1 protein-coding gene is annotated in these 332 nt (G+C 66.9%); it reads right to left on the bottom strand.

Features of this window, described 5'->3' with window-relative positions:
- Positions 1-332: integrase core domain-containing protein (locus tag ACFI33_RS11820; RefSeq protein ID WP_145992799.1), on the bottom strand; the 332-nt coding region annotated here is incomplete at both ends.

Raw genomic sequence — 332 nt, forward strand, 5'->3', positions numbered from 1 at the left:
CGGTTTCCATTTGATGGGTGCACTGCCGAGCGTACTCGGCTGGGGTTAGGTAGCCGAGCGAGGAGTGCCGGCGGTGGTGGTTGTACTCGTCCTTCCAGTCGCCGATGATGACCTGTGCGTGCAGCAGCGAGTAGAAGCTGTTGATGTTGAGGCACTCGTCGCGGATCCGGCTGTTGAACGACTCGACGTACCCGTTGCGCCACGGCGAGCCCGGAGGGATGTAGGACAGGCCGGTGCGGGTGCCGGCCCAGTCGGCCATCGCCTCGCTGATGAACTCCGGCCCGTTGTCCGACCTGAGCACCGCCGGGGCGCCCCGGGCGGCGACGAGGTCC

The organism is Micrococcus sp. PSi08 (assembly GCF_054960655.1).